Raw genomic sequence first — 17646 nt, forward strand, 5'->3', positions numbered from 1 at the left:
TTTTGAGGGGTTCTTTTTTATTTTATAGTGGGAGGATGTGTGTAATGATCGCAAACTTGAAAGGTATACCGTCATTGTTGTCCGATGTTGAGAAAGGTCACGTGACGCCAAAACGCGCGGAGGATATCCTTCGAGAAATGATCGAACATCACACTTATGCGGTTTACAGAGAGGGGTTCGCAGACGGTTATATCGAGGGGAAGAGAGATTGCAAGCAGACAATATTTAGCTACCTTGAACAGAAGGTAGACGGTGTGATGTTAATCCAATGAAAGGACAGTTGTACCTCTACCATGTCGATAAAGATCCGCCGGACAAGGACATTAATTTACTTGCCATAGTGACGAATAGAATTGCTCCCGGATGGGTTAGTGTCCCTCAGTTGTCGCCAAGTGAGAAACTGATAAAAAAACGCGAACAGTGGTTGTGGGAACGGAAATGGCCAAGGAAGTGGCCGGATTTTGTTAAACAGTATCGTGAAGAACTAAAGCAGCCGCTAAAGGAAACATATATCAAACACCTTCTCAAACGGCTTAACGAAGGAAATAACATTGCCTTTGCTTGCTATTGTGCAGATGAAAAGCATTGCCATAAGCAAATTATTGGGGAGTGGGTGAGTGACCGAGGGATTGCCGTTGTGCAAGGAAAAGACGAGCGGCGTCAAAGAAAAGAATTGTTATATCAAAGGGAGAATAACAACATAAAGCAATTAACAATCGAAACAGTTGCAAAGGACGGGGAACAGTGAGACGCACTCTAACAATCTGTACTATCTTTCTCTTTCTCACATTAATGACCGCCTGCAACGTAGCCAATGAAGAAGCGGGTGAAGCAGTAAAGTATATAATTAGTAAAACACTTGAGCAACCGTCCAGTTGGCACGGTTCTTTTATTGTGCGGAATGAAGGTGGCGGCAGCTTAATCCACACCACATATAACGGGGTACACAACGATGATGGATATAGGGTGGCGATTGATACCCAAGGGATGGGATTTGATTCTCAAGCGGATGTGAAGAAAGAAGGCGATAGCCTGTACGTGAAATTACCTAACTCCGCAAATTGGCAAAAGACAACATCACAGGATTTAAAAATGTTGGGTCTTGGTTTCACATATAATCCCATTGAGTTTGTGAAGTTTCTCCAAGACTTCGATGTGCATATATCGACAACGCATGCAAAAAACGTCTACAAAATTCTGGTACAAGCGAAAGGGGAAATGCCCTTTACGCCAACTGTTGCTGCAATAACAGGTACTGACCAGTTATTGCCGTTGGATGTGCCCGAAATTTACGTGGAGGTTAATCCGGAAAATCAAACGTTGCGCTCACTTGTCATGGGCGTTAACTACACAGGTGGCATATCCGTATCGTATGAGGCACAAATAACAAAAGAGAGGGGTAACAATAATGCGGAAAATAGCAATTGATCCGGGATACGGCTATTTAAAAGGGATTGATTCATATAAAAATGCGGTCTGTTTTCCTTCCCTTGTCGCACCAGCGCATGATCGTTTCATGGAGGGAGTATTAAACGGTGGGGGCGATGCGGGATCGTTAAAAAAAATAGAAATAGCGTATGAGGACAATGAAGGGGCACATACCTTGTTTGTTGGAGATTTAGCAAGGGAAAGTCGAAATGCTTCCTATTCCTTTGACAGGAATAAAGTCAATCATCTAAATACGCGCGTACTAATTGCTACAACGGCCGCTATTTTGTCCTCTGAGGGCGATAAATTGTGGGTAGGGGTTGGACTACCTTTCGAACATTTTAAGGCGCAGGGAAAGGAAATGAAGCGTCTGCTGCTCGATTTTGATGCAAGGGTACAGTTTAAAGATAGCGGATATGAAAGACGTATCACTTTTGACCGCGTTTCGATTTTTGCCCAAGGCGCAACAAGTGTTTACGATGCCCTGCTTTACCCGAATGGCGCCTTTCGTTACCCGGAATTAATGCGAAGGGGCAATTTGATTGCACTCGTTAATTGGGGTACACGGACAGCCGACGTTGTTGTGTTCAAAAGCGGCGATGGTTTTCATCTTCAGTCCGAATTATCGTTTACGTTGGATGATGTCGGGGCAATGGAAATTAGACGAATGGTACAACGGGCCTTTCAGGAAAAGGTAGGTTCGCCCATCTCAGTCATAGATGCTGAGGACATTATAAACAATGACGGCTTTGTGTTCTATGACGGCATGGAATATGACTTTTCGGAGGTGATTGAAAAAGGCAAGCGGAATATAACGCAAACGGTTTTAGATAATTTACAAAATCGGTGGGGGAATAGGGTAGGCTTTATTCGTAAAATCTTTTTTGCAGGTGGAACAACGGAAGATGTTAGACATTTGCTTGATAGGCATTCACTGTCAAAACAAATACAGATTGTAAGCGACCCGCAACTGTCAGAAGCAAGGGGAATGTTACACCTTATGGAAATACAAGAACGGCAAGAACGAAATGATAATCAAAAAACGATATCCTTTAGCGGATAGGTCTTGTTTAACAATGTAGACCGCGTGATTACAAGGTTTTTCGTACCTTTATCAATCCTTTGTTAAACAAACGTGTTTAACAGCCTAACACCTTGCTACGCTTGGGTTAAAGGGCTGTTTTTTAGTTTTTGTTAAACAACGGTTTTGTGGCACGCACCAACTTGTTAAACATAAAAACGGAAAAGAGAAGGCGAATGCTGTCATGACAACCTTAAAGCTATTAAACAATAAGGGGTGGTGATATGTACGTAGGTTTTCGCCCAAATGAGAAAGTGCAACCATATCTCGAAACGTTGACGGCGAGGGGCGAAAAGACGCGGTTTTTAAACGAAGCTGTGGAATTTACCCTTAATTATAAAAGCGCTTTTGAGAGACAGGGCCAAATGCTTGAAATGTTGTTGAATCAATACCAGGATTTGATTGATAAACTCGATGGTTACAACGGAAGGATAGACGCCGTAAATGAGGGTATAGAAGTATTATCCAAAAAATTAGATGGATTAAATCAACGAGTAGCTGCGCTAAAGGAAACAGGAATCAAGGCTGAACAATCAAAAAATAGGACTGAGGAACAGAGGCGGGATGGCTTTTCGGAAAATGTGGGTTTTCTGGGCATGTCACTTGGTGATATATCACTTTAGGGGGGATTGGCTTATGTGTTTTACGTATACAGATAAAGAAAAACAAGAACGTGTTGAGTTATTCCGCGAGATTATTATGAGACTCGAAATGGCGCGGTTCGATATGTACCGGGAGTATGCTGACTTGCAATCAAGGTTGTATGGCGATCCGATGCTCGCCCTGCAAGAACACCCTATGTGTGAAATTACAACGCATACGGTGGGCGGGAAGGAAATTTTGCAATTCTCATACCCCGGGATGTTGCCGCTCTATACGGATGAAAAGGATCGGGATAGTACGAGGTACCGGCAAAGGGTGAGGGATTACTATATTAGGTCAACCGTTCAGGCAGCGAATAGAAAAGGGCTAAAGAAACAATATATCCCTGCACGTGTGCTTATCGTTCACTGTTTTGAGGATTTAACCGTTCGCGACTTGGACAACAGGAATAGAAGCCATATTATAAACGGTTTAAGGCATGCCCAAGTGATTGGGGACGACAATTGGAAGGAATTATCCCTGATGGAAGAGGCGATTAAAACAAAGGAAAGCAGTGTAGAAGTATTCGTTGGATATTCAAAAGATATACATGAATTGATGCAATTGTTTAGGGGACTAAACACCTCAAAAACAGGCTAAAATCCATGTGAAAACTATGTCACCATTTTAAATATGAACTCATTAAATGATTTCATATCTGTTTTCACACGACACAAACGCAATGATATCAGGGGTTATGATGTTATTTATATTATTAAAATTACCCATGTAGTTTTCACATGAAATATTGTCTTTAAACCCTTGATGTTACAGCGTTTGTTGGGAAGATGATTCTTAGTACAATTTTTCCGTTAATATGGGAGGCTATCAGCGATAGACTCCCATATCTACGTCCTAACGTAACAAGAACGCAAACGTATAAGAATACAAAAAACCGTATATAAATACGGGGTCCCAGATAGCATTTAGTAGGAGGGAAGGATTTGATTGAAGAATGGGAATTTGACGATTTGCAGACAGGAATAGTGAACTTTACGGATCGGGATTTAAATATATTAAAGGACTTGTATGAGTATCGAACGTTAACTACGCAACAGGTATTAAAGTGGTATTTTGATAAGAAGCGATATGGATACCAACGTATGTATCTACTGAGGAAAGATGGACTAATCAATAGTCGCCCGTTAGTTGTAGAACATGGGCGTAAACAAACGTCTTGTTATTTTATAACAGATAAAGGAATTCGTGTTTTATTACGTGAGGGTGTTATTGAGAGACCAGTACGACAGGCGAAAAATATACAGATTAAAGGTCCGCATTTACGCTATGTGGTAGAAACGAACGATATTTATCTGCAACTACGTGATTATGGTTGGACAGTATTGGGTGGAAGAGAAGTAAAAAATGAATTTAAACTAAATCGAGCCGACTTGATACAGGGGATGCTCATAAGTGGAGATGGAGAAAAGTTTGGTATATATATCGTCTCCGATAACCCTGCTGAACATACCGCGTCCAAAATAGTAACGGAGATAGGGAATAGCCGCTTGCCATCCCATATTGTCTTTTGTAGAGGTAAATCGGGTTATGAAATGGTGAGGGACCGCGCGAGAAAAATGAACGTGTTTGTAGGGGGTTCACTGAATGTGTTGCCTTTTGCCAACGGGGTGAAAATATTGCGATCACTAAGAACAAAGGCTTCCCTTGTGAGATTGTACACAATGTTTGGTGAGGTAAGACAAGTAGAAGGTGGCCGTTTACCCTATCAGTACGTTATTCGGCATAAAGGCGAGGATAAGTATGTGGCACAACTTCTTACAGGGGATCTGATGACACATTTCTCACTTACGAAATACAACCGGGACATTTATATCCGCGATGGCAAAAAAGTGCTTGTATTTGCATGGTCCGCCCAAAGGGGTGAAATTGAGCAGGCGTACCGTGCATATCCGCATATTGAATTTGAATGGCTGGAAATGGGGGTTTTGGACACATTGCCTGATTGAGAATGAATATCATTATTATTTATTCGCCATGTTATCTTGACATTTACGATTTCCCCGTAACGATACAAAGGGATGTCCTCTTTTTTGTTTGTCTAATTGATAGCTACATGATAAGGAGGTGCATGGGGTGGGTGTGGTAAGAATGCTCTTGATCATATCACTCGTTGTTGGTGTAATTGGAGCTTTTATTGCCATATGGACAGAGATTGGGGAAACATTTGCAGCTATCGCTATTGCGAGCGCAGCGTTGTGGGTGGGGATACGCTACGGAATAATTGGAAAGACCAAAAAAACCGAAAAGGAGGGGAGGATATCAATCTCCAAGAACGGAGGTGAATGAAGGTTGAAGATCGCAAGTCGCATTGGTTGGCCTTTGGCACTGATCGGAAACGTGATTATACTATCCGGCTTTGCAAACATCCCATATTGGATACCCGTCAGTCTTGCAATCCTAAGCATAATCCTGTTCTTTGCCCAGGCGAGTATCGAAAAGGTACCGGCATATGGCTTTTTGGTGGCCACACTGCTTTTTTTTAACTGGACGTTCGGGGAATGGGTATACCGTACATGGGAGGCGCATTCCCTGTTTATCGAACCCATCGTCGTCACCCGAATTTTCATCGTAATAGGTTTTAGCATGACGGTTTTTATCATATTTGCCTATCACCGCCATTTTTACAGTTTCAAACGATCTAAAGGCCGTACCCGTGAAGTGCGGAAAATGGAAGTATTTGCACCGTATGCCGAGGTGTGGAAGCGGTTGCTAGGACGCCTTAAAAACGTGTCGGAGGATAATAACAATGAACAGGAGACAATTTATTTCACATTAGGGGAGGTGGTGCAAGAAGATGAGTGAAGCGATACGTTGGGGGGAGACGATGCGTTCACGCACATGCTCATTGTCGGTCCTTCGCGCTGCGGCAAAACAGCGACGATACTCAAGCCCATGATCTATCAAATGCTGCTTGAAAAGGCGCGCGGGAAAAAGCTAGGATTGTCCGTCATAGAGCCGAAAGGCGACGTTGCTGAGATGGTCGCGGAAATGTCCAAAGGAATGGGTATTCCCTATGTATATATTGACCCTTTAAAGGAAAACGGCCACAAATTAAACGTTATGCAAGGGGAAACAGATGATGTGGCAGAAGCGACGGTCGCAGTACTCAAGTCCATGTTTGGTCGGCAGGAAGCATTTTTTTCCCATGTACAGGAGCTCTCTGCTAGAAACATTACTAAACTGCTAAAAGAGTTATATGGGGATAACATCGACTTGCTTGATCTAGTCCGTACTTTGCGCGACCCGAAACTGTTAAGGCGTGAAGTCGAAAAAATTAAGGCCGAGCAAGGATTCACCGACTTGGTGGACTTCTTCGAGAATGAATTGCTTGGGCAATATCAGGAAAAATATCAGCAGTTTGTCATTGGTCTTCGCGCACAGCTAGAAAACATATCAAGTAATAAATACTTGAAACGGGTTATTAGCGGTAAATCGGACATTGATTTGGATGAACATATGGAAAAGGGCGGCGTCCTTGCCGTCAACACAGAAATGGGACGCTTGGGAACTGCGGGAGATGCGTTTGGAAGATTTGTGATTATGCATCTACAAAACGCTACATTTCGCCGTCCAGGTACTGAGAGAACACGTGTGCCGCATTTCTTAATTTGTGATGAGTACGGGAGATATATCAATCCCGATGTGGAACGATTTTTATCGGCAGCGGCTGAGTATCGCACTGCAGGTATTTTTGCGATTCAATCCTTGGGTCAACTTGAGGTTGAGTCCGGCAATATTTCATCACGCGCGATGAAACAGGCGATCATGACATCATGTCGAAATAAAATTGCATTTGGCGGGTTATCTGCAAACGACGCAAAAGAGTTTGCCGAAGAGTTTGGGAAAGATCGGGTGGTGCAGAGACAATCGACTTATAAACACCGCGTTCTCGTTCCCCCGATTTTTCCTGATTCGTATCGGGATACAGAGAAGGAAGAGTACAGGTATTACTACACGCGGCTCATGGATGGAATGCCGCGTTTTCATTTTATTTATAAATTGCTCCAAAACGGAACGCCAACAGAGCCCAGGATGGGAAAGGGCGATTTTGTCCCAAGAGATTGGAAGGAACGGTTGAATGGCAATTCGACAGTGGAAAAAGAAGGGGCGCGGGCATATGTGAAAAGGAGATTAAAGGGATTGCAGGAACTTCTCTTCCAAAAACGACCGGTAGCAGATGAGGAGGATGATGACCACGTAGAGGAGGTGGAAAAGGAATCCGTTTGGGCGATGTACGATGAACCGGGTGAGACAAATGAAGTATCCACAGAACCGGAAGGAGAGATGGGGAATGAGACATTTTCGATCAAAGACGTTCAACCGGAAATACCCCAGGCCGAATATGAAAGAGTGGCCACACAAGAACAATCCGATGACGCACCTACACCGTTAGATGAACAGACGGAACCGAAGAAGAGAGAGCCGGTTGTAGCTGCAGAGGAAGATTCGTTTTGGACTTAACTAGATAGGGAGGGGATTATTCACCACGAAAATTAAAATGCTGATCGTACTAACAATCATCACTGCTTTACCAAGGCCAGCCGTAAAACCCCCGGATTTATCCGTGGGGAGTATCAAACTAAAAAAGGAGCGAATGAATGATGACAACGAAGGTATTACAAGAAACAGACGTAACGTTAAAAGTTGTACACGAGAGTGATGAGGATGTTCGCGAACAACAACTAAAAGAAGCATGGGAAAAGGTGTATGGTGCGCGTCAAAATAACTCCGTTCTGATTAATCCGTTAAGCGGGATTGAGCAAGTTCAGGGTAAGACCGTTGGTGTGGTCATGATCGACAATCTCATTAAAGGAATCATTCCATTAGAACACTCTGGATGTGAGAACGCCAGGCAGCTTAGCCGTTTAATTGGACAAGATGTTTATTTTAAGGTCACTGCTTTGGATAGGGAAAGTCGTCAGTTTGCTGCCTCCATTCAAGCCGGCGTAGAACACGTGCAGGGATTGACGTGGGATCAATTGCAGGAAGGGATGAAGGTTGAAGCGCGAATTACGGATGTGTATATGAAAAGGATGGTGTTGGACATAGGCGCCATTCCAGTCACACTTCCCGCCGAGGAGGTCAGTCATGGATGGATTGATGATTTAAGGGGCGAATTCAAACGAGGGGAACGAATACAGGTGCGCGTAACGGAGCTTGACAAGGAGGAGAAAAAGCTAACTGTCAGCCGAAAAGCCGCCCTTCCAAGCCCGTGGCCGGATTGTATGCAACGGTACGTTGAGGGGGGGATTTATCCGGGGACCGTTTCAGGGAAAGAAGAATACGGGACATTTGTCAACTTGGAACCAGGTGTGGATTGTCTTGCTCCCCATACACATCCACGGGTAGGAACCGTCGGCAAAGGCGATAACGTCTTTGTTAGAGTACGACATGTGGATCCGATGAAGCAAAGGATAAGCGGAAGAATTGTTCGCAGGCTCTGATCCCCGAATCCCGGGGATTTCCTAGGAAAAGGAGGGTGTATGTATTGGATGGACAACCACAAGGGTATCAGTCCCCGTTCTCGATAACCCATGATTATAGAATTGTGTGGCGTAAACGCCCGGATGAACGGCTAAACCTCCGCTTGATGGAAACTAGAAAGTTGCTTATTCAACAACTGTATCAACTTCGGTGTGCAACAAAGGTTCAGCTGGCCAAACTATTGAAGCCGCACAATATTCGGGTGGGAAAAAAGCTTGTGACTGTTTTGAAGTACGAGAACGTGATTACTCAGCATTTTCTTTACGATCAAAAAACAGATCGCATAATTCCGTTTTACACATTAAGTCCTCCCATTGTTGAACGAAAAGGGTTTAAGCCTCTCGAAAAAGACAAAGTAGACAAAGAATTCGTGTTGAAACGGCTGGTGATGGCGCAGTTTCTTTCACGGTTTCATGAATTAGGGATGCAGGTATCCTTGCTCCCTTTTCCTTTTCCGTTTGACGGTGCACTGTCGTTTCCAAGTATGTCGTCAGACTTTCGAGTAGCAATTGTTCGCCGATCCATACAACCAGTGATCCATCATTTTCGCTATCATGATGAAAAAATGCGTACACTAATTGTCGTTGAAAGGCTCTCACATGCCGCTGAACTTGCAGAGTTAGAAACAGATGTGCCGATTCGGGTGACAGTGGACTACCACCTGTTGAAAACGGATTTAAGTGAAAGTTTTTATTCGTATCGCAAGGGAGAGGGATGGATCCGTGAGATTAATCCGTCTTTTCGAAGAGACATGCAGTCGGAGAAAACAGGAAGAGGAGGGAGGTTAATTGGTTAGCAGTTCTTCGAAAAAAATCTCTCTTGACGCAATAAAAAAAGTGGCGTAATCTAAATGTAGATTGTGTTATATTGTTAACTTTGCAACCGTACAAAGTTACGGGAGTTGCTATTAATGCAAGGTTAAGGCCATGTACGCCCCAGTCCATATTGGACTGAGCAGACGAGGATGGCACAAAGGTCATTGAACGCGACATGTTCAGTGATGGTTTCCCCTTAGTCCCGGCCGTGATTGGTTAGCAGGACATAGAGGGGAATGGTGTAGTTCTGGAAAAGATCCATTTAATCTATGCTTAGTTGAGCATGGGGAAAAATGGGTTTCAGTATCTTAACGAAAAAGGCGTATTGATTCCCTTAAAGGGGATTAATGCGCTTTTTTTGTTTTTCAAAAAAACCTTTAGAGGAGGAGATTTACATGTCTAAAGTACAAGTGCTTTTAAACGAGTAGCACACACTTCTGCCTGATCAGGAGCGTGTGCTGAACGAAAAATTTCAGGAGGGTTGGATTACTCGTCCCATCCCCCAACATGGGTGGACCTTGGACGAGCAGAAGAGGATAGCAGACGAATATGAGGGTTCAGATGTATCATCCCTCGTATTCGCTAGTCCGGTTCCCGTGCTATTAGGGCTGTTGGCCAGCAAGTCTGGATATAGCGAGTTGGCTGACAGGCACAACACGGGCCGGGTTATCCAGACTCCGGCGGTTTACATTTTTCATAACGACCGCCGCGAAAAAAAGGAGCTACCGAATGGGAGAATTATCCATAAGGTAGCCGAGAAAGGATGGGAGATCGTTCCGGTTTAAGGGCGGTCTCTTCAGTTTCAAAAAAAAGACGTATTTACCCAAAAGGGTGAGTGCGTCTTTTTTATATAAAACTTTTTAAAAAAGAAGGAGGATGCCAAATGGCATACCAAGAGTATGAACAAACCCCAGATTTCGTCCTTGAACGAGCGAAGGAGGAACATGATCGAGCTGAAACCCTGTACAAACAGGCAAAGGCACGCATTCCTGAGAAATACCATGATTTTTTGATGCGACTTGAACAAGGTGTAAAGTTGTTCTCGAAAAACATGATTGGGAATGATAAAAAGGCCCGCGAGCTACGTCTCTGGGGGACTGATAAGGGGACATATGTCACCATCTCTCTCCCGTATGTCACAGTAGACGGAAGAGTGCAGATGGCGCGTGATGAACACAGAAAGGCGGGAAAGAAACTCAACATTCTTCCTGCTGAGATATCCGACAACGGTAAGTATTTATCAGTCACCGTCGAATCCGAATTGCTCGGATCAGCGACAGGCTCGGTGATGATTAACGTTGGAGGAAAAGGGGTGGATCGAACGAATCCGCTCGAAAATGCAGAAACGTCTGCGGTTGGCCGGGCACTCAGCTTTCTAGGCTACGGTCTTGTCGGCACCGGCATCGCCAGTGCTGAAGAGATTGAAAATGCCAAGAAAGCACAAAACGAATTAAATAAAAAAGAAAAGTCGGATTCCGATAATGTGGTTGATTTCAAACAAAAGGACAACCAATCATCCACTCAAAAGGATGAGAGTGAATTAAAGCCCAATTCCCAATTCGTTGATATGAAAGCTATAGCGACGAAGGCAGGAGACCCATGCTACGAACTAATATTCAAAGCAGGGGAACGCGAGGCAAAGGTTTATGCCATTGGCGATATGTTCGATTACATTGACCAAGTTGCTGAAAGTCTGGTGGAGAACGCACATTGCTACATCGAGACCGAGAAAAAGGAAGGTAAACTCGTCCTTCAAGAACTGAAGGTGGTACACAGTGCCTAGAATTCTCGCCGCCTTCAAAAAGAAAGAAGACGAGCGGACACTTTTTTTGTCCATCTCGTCTTCATCACATACGGGGGAATACCTCATAGGTATTTCCCTGTTTAAAGACAAAGTTATTATCGCACACGATTGTCCCCAGATCAAGTTCAGAAAACGGTCTTGTAAGCATGCATACCTTGCTTATAAGGCGTTTCAGAAGCATTTGTGGTGGATTGATTTAAGCGATAAGAACTTTGTCATCAAACGGAAAGACGTTGTCCTTTCCCCCGAATGGATACAAATTCCCATCCCTGGTACCCCTCCTGATTTTGGAGAGAATGAAGGGGGTAAGGAACATGTCCATTCTGCCTAACATCGTCCATGTGGCACTCGAGAAGGGCCTTACCGTTGACGAAAAAACGTTAGGCAAAGATGAGGTTCGTTTCATCTGCCCGTGGTGTGGAGATGAAACGAACAAAGGGAGACGACGGCGTAAATACCATCTTTCCCTTAATCCGAATCCCGGAAAGAACATCTACAAATGCTGGTACTGTCACGAAAATGGCGGTGTGGTAGACTTTATCGCCAAACTTGAAGGCAGAACGGCGGAAGATGTACTTGATGGGATAAAAAAGGAAAAAGGCATTTCAACTAAAAAACGTCCGCCTCGTCATCCATTTGAAACATTGTCGTACAACCAATTAAAGCTGATTGGTTATGACCCGGATATACGAGGACGAATGATAGAGTTCCGCAAAGTTGATCCGTATCTCGCACGAAAAAAGTGCGACGAGATATGGGAAGATTGGCAAGCCTTTCAGGAGCAAGAAAAACGAAAGGCCTTCAAGCGGCTTCTTGCCGGTATTAAAACCGGGAAATACGCCGCAGCCATTCACGACATTGAGGAACGTTCAAGAGACATCGGACACGATTTGCTGCCCGATGTTTTTCATATATATGGGCAGCCTAACCCGCCGGAATGGTCGGTGGCTGCTCGTCAACTTGTCGATCGAATCGCAAATCTCACCCCTTCTGAGACAAAAGCCGTCTTGGATGTATTTAAGGAGATTGCGATTTCGGTCGAAGAAAGAACACAAAAAAAAGCTTAACCGTCGGGCAAAAAAGACGGTCACCCGCTAAGGGTGGAAAGGAGACGAAAAAGATGATAAACCGCATTGTAATAGTCGGACGTTTGACAAAGGACCCGGAACTACGTTACACGCCGAATGGGGTAGCAACTACTACTTTTACACTGGCGGTGGAACGCCCGTTTACCAATCGTGATGGAAACCGTGAGGCTGATTTCATCCGTATCGTAACGTGGAGAAATTTGGCCGAAGCTTGTGCGAACTACTTAAAAAAGGGTCGCTTAGCCGGAGTAGATGGTCGTTTACAAATTCGTTCTTTTGACGGGAATGATGGAAACCGAGTAACCTTATCGGAAGTTGTCGCTGATAATGTTCGGTTCTTGGAGCCGAAAGATGGCAATAAGAAGTCGAACACATCGGATGAATACAACGATCCGTTTGGTGGCCAAACAGAGTCGTTAGACATTTCAGACGATGAACTCCCCTTCTGATGGGGTGTAATTATTAATATCAAAAGCGCCACGGGCAAAAGAAACCCAAAACTTTGAGACAAAATGGGGAGGTTTGAGAAAATGTGTGGAAACCCTTTTCGTATATGGGATGAGGTTGATGGGGAATTTGTGGTAGAAAGGATCATGACAGAAATAATTGGATATGACAAAGATGACTTAGTTTGGGATGAGAACGAGGGGCACGAATACCTAACACTCAACCAAATACTCGGTCAGGTCATGGAAAAAAATAAAACCGAACTGAACGGGACGATGCCCTTTTTGAGGGTTGAGTACGAAAGTGGTTTGTGGGGCGTCATATTTGAGGTTGGCAACCATCCTGAAAAAGAAAGGCAATGGGTTGTTCACGGAATTACCAAAGGATACGCCTAAAGCACTTTTTGTTGATACTGTATAACAACACGCCTTCCACCGGGCAGATAAACGAGTGGCACATATAGGTACGTGCCACTCGGCACTGCCTGTATGTGGAAAGGGAAAACAATGAGCCAAAAATATACGGATAGAGTTAGAGAGCAGTTGTCCTTTTACTCAGCGAACCAAACGGAACTATCGGACTTATTCGCAGTTCTCATTGGTGGCAAAGGGGCTACTCCTGAAAGATGCCAAAAACTCGCTGGAATCGGACTCGAGGAACTAGCAGAAATGTCCTTAGAGGAATTGGGCGAATACGTCCCAAAAACAGCAGCAGAACGTATTTACGCTGCTTTTGAACTGGGTTGGCGTACTATCAAAGTGAGAAGTAGAGGGCAACGAACAATCCTTCGTTCCCCACAGGATGCAGCCGACTTTGTGCGATCCGAAATCGCACATGAGAAACAGGAACACTTTGTCGTCCTGCTCCTTGATGTAAAAAACCATCTAATCGGGCAAGAAACGGTGTTTATCGGTAGCTTAAATGCATCCATTGCACACCCAAGGGAAATTTTTAAAACTGCAATCAGGAGAAGTGCGGCTGCTATTATTTGCCTACACAACCACCCAAGCGGTGATCCGCAACCATCTGCTGAAGATCGAAATGTGACTAGACGATTAAAAGAGGCTGGTGAGGTGGTTGGCATCGAGTTGCTGGATCACATCATTATTGGCGAAGAAAGATTCTATAGTTTTCGAGAACACGATCTTTTGTGATAAACTATCAGTAGGAGCTTTCGGAGGGATATCAATGGAAGATATGCTAAAACAAATTCTTACTGAAGTTCGTTCAATGAATGAACGGTTAGAAAATGTTGAGAAAGAGACAAGCAAGATACCGTCAATTGAAAAAGACGTTTCAGAATTGAAACAAGACGTTGGCAGCTTAAAACAAGACCTTCAAAACCTTAAAAAGGGCCAAGAAAGCATCCCTGCGATGCAACAGGCCATCTTTGAAACGAACGAAACCGTCAAAGACATTGCTAAAAATACTAACGAAAAAGTAAACGAACACGATTTGGCTATCCAAGCCTTGAACCGGCGTCTTCTGTACGTCGAAGCGAAGGTTGAGTAAGCGTAGGTAAAAAAAGCCGGAAAATCATCCAGCTATAAAAGGTGTATATAACCAAGGACCCACGATTCGCTGATGCGGCTCGTGGGTTTTTTTATGTTTTTTTCTATTATTCATTTCCTTTTCGCTTGACAAAATACATATATATGTAATAATAATATATAAATATGTAACTATGAAAGAGAGGAGATGACTAAAGTGGCAGTTGTACAGAATGTCAAAACATTTGAGCAGATAGCCATTCCTATCGACTTTCTGCCACCAAAACCGGACAGAATCATTCGGTCTTGCCCGAACAACCCAAAGCACGAGGTATATGGCGATTGTGCCCACCTTGGGGGTAGAATGTGGCTCTGTGCTGATTGTGGCATCGAATGGCGCATTGATCGAAAGAAGGAAAACATGGTGTACTATCAGATTGACGAGGAGGGGAATGCGGAAATAATTCGGAAGGTACCATTGAGGATGTTTCCGGGACTTAAGTTGCGCGATGGAGAAGAAGTGCGAAAGGTTGGATAATAACAAACGCAGCAACTTCACCGTGTCAAGCGTCTGTGTGCTTGGGTCAACTCCGGCAGCACCTTATTGGCTGTCTCAATGGTGTCTATACCCCGCAAGCGCAACTCGGGAATCCAGCGGTCCTGCAGCGTTTGGAACAGCCGTTCAACACGCCCCTTGGCTTGAGGTGTGAAAGCCTTGATGTGCGTAATGCCTAATTCTGCAAGGGCTTGCCCGAATTGCGACAAAGGCACAGGTTCTCCTGCCAGCTCCTCTTCAATCGTCTGCTTTTCGTTTGGAGAACGAAAAATCATATGGCGGTCCGAATACACAGACATCGGAATCCCCTCTTTCTCAATCATTTGCTGTGTGAGCCTGAAATAGCCTTCGGTATCCTCTTGTGGGCGGAATATCGCCGCGAGTATCTTTCCCGTCGCATCATCAATGGCGGCAAGAAGCGACATCGGTTTTGCCCGATCCTCTAACCAAGCGTGAGGGCTACCGTCCATCTGAACTAACATACCTGCCTGTGGTTTGCGTTCCCGTGGGCGATGCACCTTTGCCGGACGCCGTTTGCGTTTTGGTGGAATGCCGGCATCGGAGCGAATACGCCGCACCGTGGAGGGACTAACCCGAATCCCTTCATTCTTGGCTAACAATTCAGCAAAATGCACATCATTGCAGCCTCTATACGCATCACTCTGGTGTAGCGCAAGAGAATCATTTGGCGCGTCTCGTCGGAAAAGGCATGTGCCGGTTTGCGTCCTTTGTTTTTGTGGATGATGCCTATTTCTCCCTCCTCCAGCACGCGTTTTTTTGAGACGGATAACCTGGCGGTAACTTAAACGGAGCAATTCGGCAGCTTCACCTCCTGTGATCAGACCTTGGATCCATCTTTAAAATATTCTCTCCCATAATAGGACATTTTCACTGAAGCGTTACGATATGACAATATCACTGACGAACAACAATTAGTCAATAATTTCCTTGCACCTAAACGTCTCCTGTTGTATCCTTATAGTAGTTTCCTTATACATGGCATTGTCCTGCTTAAAATTAGAATGACCTATTACCTAATTAGATTAGTAAGTAGGGCAGTGGGTCGTGTACGTCCCGGTTGGTTTACCCAATTGAGCAGACGAGGGCGACACAATACGTTTTAACATAGCATGTTTAGTGTTGAAACGCATATTCTTCCGTACACCGGTGCCGTTGTGCATTAGCAGTGAGGGGGAGAATTAGAGTAGCATCCTTAGCAAAGAAAGTCCGCAAGACACCTAGGATAGCTGTGTCTAAAACGGGCTTTTAATATTTTAAGACGAAAAAGGCGTATTGATTCCCTAAAGGGGGTTAATGCGCCTTTTTTTATTTCCAAAAAACGAAAGGAGGGCATGGCCCATAATTGTGGTCATGCCCTTTGGCGTGGCTGCAGTTATGTGGCCGCACCAAATGAAGCTAAAGATTATTGGGATCGCGGTAGTTGCTATTTCCCTGTTAACCGCTATTGTCGGTTGGGGAAGTGATAAACCGCCTATCGAAAAAGAGCCTTACACCGTTCAAGAGGGTGATACTCTCTGGCACATTGCGAGTGAGCGGTGGGAAGGAGATCCCCGGGAAGGTGTGAGGTGGATACGGGAGAAGAATTCTCTCGAATCACCTATTATTCATCCGGGAGAAACAATTTTAGTACCAAAAAAGGAGGAAACGGAGTAATGGCGAGGCTTGAATCCGAAAGCAAAGGCGGCTACTATCCGACGCCGAGTAAAGAAATGGCCCACATTTTGAAACGTGTCGTCGCGGACTATGGTGCGCGTGTCACATTACTCGACCCGTGTGCGGGAAAAGGTGAAGCCCTCAGGCAAGCGCAAAATCACTTGCTGAAAATAGGTGCTGGTCCCGTCTCTTATGGGATTGAAATCGAAAAAAACCGCGCGGAAGCAGCGGCAGGACTGCTGGACCACACAATTTCGTGTGGTTATGAAGATGCGAGAATGAGCCACAAGGCATTCTCGTTTCTTTATCTCAATCCCCCTTTTATGCAAGTAGGAAGGGAGCGAAGTGAAACAATTTTCTTTCGTGACCTTACACAAGCAGACAGTTATTTGACCGATGGGGCGTTGGTTATCCTGAACATTCCGCAGTACGTTTTGGCGGATGTGGCAAGACTGATCGCCATTCGGTTAGAAAATGTCAAAGTGTACCGGTTCACGGACGAAAATTATCCGTTATACAAGCAGATCATTGTATACGGGTATCGCAAAAAGGCTGGTACAGGGTGTGATACCGCGCTTCATCAAGAGCTGGTATGGCTGTCGCGCAGCTCGGGTAACGCACTTTCTGTTCTTGATGAAGAGGACGGGGTGCAATACAAAGTCCCGGAGCCGATGCGGACAGTGGAGTTGTTTCAATCGGGAATCGTCGAGCTTGATGACATTTTCCAGTCCTTGTCTGAATGTGACTTTCTTAACAAGGTTACAGACAAGATCAAGGCCGTCAAATTGGAGAATGCCAAAGCACAAAACCCGGCGATGCCGCTCAAATTGTCGCATTACGCGACGGCGATTGCAGCAGGTGCACTCCCAGAAAAAATGGGGGATCACATGCTCGTTGGGGTCACTAAAAGAGTGCAAACAGAACGCACGGAAGTGGACAATGAAACAGGTAAGGAGAAAGAAACCGTTACCTTTAGACCAAAGTCACTCGTCCGTGTGTTCTCAAAACAAGGGATTTTTGACCTTGAATAGAGACTTCTAAAAACCAAAACAAAGGAGGGTAAGCCCTCTTGCATTGCAAGTAAATGCGGGAGGGCGGTCGCCCCTCGCATCTTCT

General features: G+C 44.7%; 22 protein-coding genes. 21 read left to right on the forward strand and 1 reads right to left on the reverse strand.

Annotated features, from left to right (window positions below):
- Positions 1-44: 44 nt before the first annotated feature.
- From B0W44_RS07590 to B0W44_RS07690, 19 genes are all read left to right on the forward strand, one after another.
- A complete protein-coding gene (locus B0W44_RS07590) occupies positions 45-272 on the forward strand; it encodes a hypothetical protein (RefSeq protein ID WP_077719538.1) in 228 nt (75 codons plus the stop codon).
- Entirely contained in the window at positions 269-748 is a 480-nt protein-coding gene (locus tag B0W44_RS07595) for a DUF488 family protein, N3 subclade (RefSeq protein ID WP_077719539.1), read from the forward strand. The genes B0W44_RS07590 and B0W44_RS07595 overlap by 4 nt, the downstream gene beginning before the upstream one ends.
- Entirely contained in the window at positions 745-1428 is a 684-nt protein-coding gene (locus B0W44_RS07600; protein ID WP_077719540.1) for a hypothetical protein, read from the forward strand. The genes B0W44_RS07595 and B0W44_RS07600 overlap by 4 nt, the downstream gene beginning before the upstream one ends.
- Positions 1409-2491, forward strand: coding sequence for a ParM/StbA family protein (locus B0W44_RS07605; RefSeq protein WP_077719541.1), 1083 nt, complete (start codon positions 1409-1411; stop codon positions 2489-2491). Before B0W44_RS07600 ends, B0W44_RS07605 begins: the two co-directional genes overlap by 20 nt.
- A gap of 242 nt (positions 2492-2733) precedes the next feature.
- Positions 2734-3132 carry a hypothetical protein gene (locus B0W44_RS07610; RefSeq protein WP_077719542.1) on the forward strand — a complete coding sequence of 133 codons (399 nt, stop codon included), beginning with the start codon at positions 2734-2736 and terminating at the stop codon, positions 3130-3132.
- Positions 3133-3145: 13 nt separating this feature from the next.
- Positions 3146-3751: a hypothetical protein gene (locus B0W44_RS07615; RefSeq protein ID WP_077719543.1), complete on the forward strand. Its 606-nt coding sequence runs from the start codon at positions 3146-3148 to the stop codon at positions 3749-3751.
- 344 nt (positions 3752-4095) lie between these two features.
- Complete coding sequence (locus B0W44_RS07620) at positions 4096-5118, forward strand: replication-relaxation family protein (protein ID WP_077719544.1); 1023 nt, start codon at positions 4096-4098, stop codon at positions 5116-5118.
- 127 nt (positions 5119-5245) lie between these two features.
- Entirely contained in the window at positions 5246-5458 is a 213-nt protein-coding gene (locus B0W44_RS07625) for a hypothetical protein (protein ID WP_077719545.1), read from the forward strand.
- A gap of 3 nt (positions 5459-5461) precedes the next feature.
- A complete protein-coding gene (locus tag B0W44_RS07630; protein ID WP_077719546.1) occupies positions 5462-5974 on the forward strand; it encodes a hypothetical protein in 513 nt (170 codons plus the stop codon).
- 9 nt (positions 5975-5983) lie between these two features.
- Complete coding sequence (locus tag B0W44_RS07635) at positions 5984-7633, forward strand: type IV secretory system conjugative DNA transfer family protein (RefSeq protein WP_228441588.1); 1650 nt, start codon at positions 5984-5986, stop codon at positions 7631-7633.
- A 137-nt stretch (positions 7634-7770) separates the two neighbouring features.
- The gene (locus tag B0W44_RS07640) at positions 7771-8616 is read left to right on the forward strand and encodes a S1 RNA-binding domain-containing protein (RefSeq protein ID WP_077719547.1); all 846 of its coding nucleotides are present in this window, start codon (positions 7771-7773) and stop codon (positions 8614-8616) included.
- Positions 8617-8660: 44 nt separating this feature from the next.
- Positions 8661-9452: a hypothetical protein gene (locus B0W44_RS07645; protein ID WP_077719548.1), complete on the forward strand. Its 792-nt coding sequence runs from the start codon at positions 8661-8663 to the stop codon at positions 9450-9452.
- Positions 9453-10354: 902 nt separating this feature from the next.
- Entirely contained in the window at positions 10355-11254 is a 900-nt protein-coding gene (locus B0W44_RS07655) for a hypothetical protein (protein ID WP_077719550.1), read from the forward strand.
- A 335-nt stretch (positions 11255-11589) separates the two neighbouring features.
- Entirely contained in the window at positions 11590-12342 is a 753-nt protein-coding gene (locus B0W44_RS07665) for a hypothetical protein (RefSeq protein WP_077719552.1), read from the forward strand.
- A gap of 53 nt (positions 12343-12395) precedes the next feature.
- Entirely contained in the window at positions 12396-12812 is a 417-nt protein-coding gene (ssb, locus tag B0W44_RS07670; protein WP_077719553.1) for a single-stranded DNA-binding protein, read from the forward strand.
- A gap of 129 nt (positions 12813-12941) precedes the next feature.
- Positions 12942-13205, forward strand: coding sequence for a hypothetical protein (locus tag B0W44_RS07675; RefSeq protein ID WP_149026955.1), 264 nt, complete (start codon positions 12942-12944; stop codon positions 13203-13205).
- Positions 13206-13298: 93 nt separating this feature from the next.
- Positions 13299-13964: a RadC family protein gene (gene radC, locus B0W44_RS07680; protein WP_077719555.1), complete on the forward strand. Its 666-nt coding sequence runs from the start codon at positions 13299-13301 to the stop codon at positions 13962-13964.
- Positions 13965-13998: 34 nt separating this feature from the next.
- Complete coding sequence (locus B0W44_RS07685) at positions 13999-14322, forward strand: hypothetical protein (protein WP_077719556.1); 324 nt, start codon at positions 13999-14001, stop codon at positions 14320-14322.
- Between the two features lie 195 nt (positions 14323-14517).
- Complete coding sequence (locus B0W44_RS07690; protein ID WP_077719557.1) at positions 14518-14838, forward strand: hypothetical protein; 321 nt, start codon at positions 14518-14520, stop codon at positions 14836-14838.
- A gap of 17 nt (positions 14839-14855) precedes the next feature.
- Here B0W44_RS07690 and B0W44_RS07695 read toward each other — a convergent pair whose 3' ends face one another.
- The gene (locus B0W44_RS07695; RefSeq protein ID WP_228441654.1) at positions 14856-15707 is read right to left on the reverse strand and encodes an ISNCY family transposase; all 852 of its coding nucleotides are present in this window, start codon (positions 15705-15707) and stop codon (positions 14856-14858) included.
- A 559-nt stretch (positions 15708-16266) separates the two neighbouring features.
- On the opposite strand from B0W44_RS07695, the gene B0W44_RS07700 reads away from it, so the two are divergent.
- On the forward strand, positions 16267-16530 hold the full coding sequence (locus B0W44_RS07700) for a LysM peptidoglycan-binding domain-containing protein (RefSeq protein ID WP_169835474.1): 264 nt from the start codon (positions 16267-16269) through the stop codon (positions 16528-16530).
- Positions 16530-17561: a DUF6094 domain-containing protein gene (locus tag B0W44_RS07705; protein ID WP_077719559.1), complete on the forward strand. Its 1032-nt coding sequence runs from the start codon at positions 16530-16532 to the stop codon at positions 17559-17561. The genes B0W44_RS07700 and B0W44_RS07705 overlap by 1 nt, the downstream gene beginning before the upstream one ends.
- Positions 17562-17646: the final 85 nt, after the last annotated feature.

The sequence above is a fragment of the Novibacillus thermophilus genome (genome assembly GCF_002005165.1).
Classification (GTDB): Bacteria; Bacillota; Bacilli; order Thermoactinomycetales; family Novibacillaceae; genus Novibacillus; species Novibacillus thermophilus.